The organism is Mesorhizobium sp. B1-1-5, assembly GCF_006443065.1.
GTDB lineage: Bacteria > Pseudomonadota > Alphaproteobacteria > Rhizobiales > Rhizobiaceae > Mesorhizobium.
On sequence record NZ_VFWS01000677.1, the window covers coordinates 1 to 1021 of the forward strand.

A 1021-nucleotide genomic window follows, 5' to 3' on the forward strand; every position below is an offset into this window, starting at 1 on the left:
GTTTATTGCCCTGCCGCCGTCGCGCTCAGGGACATAGTCGCCCGCGTTGACGTCAAAGCCGGTCCAGCCATCCGCCTCGTAAGCCCTGCGGCGTTCCATCACGTCAACCGAGCTGGACTGACCCAGAATGTCCTCGGCTTCCGGAACAAGCCCATCGTCCACCTTGGCCGTCACCAGCGTACCGCCACGACGTACGCCCTCTGCATAGACATTTGCATCGTTTTCGGAAACGCCCGAATCCGTCAGAGCGCCAATGATACCGCCCGCCGCACCACCAGCCACCGCGCCGGCAACCGCCCCGGTGGCGGTAGCGGCAAGCCATCCGGCCGCAACCACAGGTCCGACGCCCGGAACGGCCATGACGCCCAACCCTGTCAGCAAACCGCCGGCGCCACCGACCACGGCCCCTATCCCTGCACCGCTCGCGGCATCTTCAGCGGCTTCGGAACGATCTCTCTCGTACCAGCCATCCGAGTTGTTGGCGATGATGCTGATATCGGAATGTGGCACTCCGGACGCTTCCAGTTCGCCGACCGCGTCGGCTGCGTCGTCATAGTTGTCGAACAGTGCAGTTACGGTTTTCATTTTGATATCTCCTGATCGGGCTCATTTGCTGTCGGCGACGACGTTGCCCTGATAGTCGAGCCCGACGGCGACACTTTGGCCTGACTTGGTCGCCTGGCCGCGCCAGATGCCTTGATCGTCCTTGGCAAGCTTCGACACATTGGAATAGCCGGCATCCTCGATGCGGCTCTTTGCCTGGGTCTCGGTGAAACTGTTTGCGCCGGGCACCAGGGCCGCGGCATTGGGCGTGTTCGTGGTTTTCACAGCGGGCGTTGTCGCTCCCGTGATGGAGTCCTGGCCGGCGGCGATCTTTTCGATCATCTGCCGATGCATCTTCAACGTATCGACCGTCTGCTGGGCGAACGTCTTGAGGGCCGCGTTGTGGCCGTCGCGGGCGTAGCTTTCAAACAGATTGACGGCATCGGCGTGCGCCTTGCGCTGCATGTCCACATAGGCC

General features: G+C 62.5%; 2 protein-coding genes. Both read right to left on the minus strand.

Translation table 11 applies throughout. The annotated features are described in order from the left end of the window. On the minus strand, window positions 1-585 hold a 585-nt coding region (locus tag FJ980_RS34310; RefSeq protein WP_140547748.1), incomplete at its 3' end, for a general stress protein. A 21-nt stretch (window positions 586-606) separates the two neighbouring features. Next, the coding region (locus FJ980_RS34315) for a DUF4142 domain-containing protein (protein ID WP_140547749.1) at window positions 607-1021 on the minus strand (415 nt) is incomplete at its 5' end.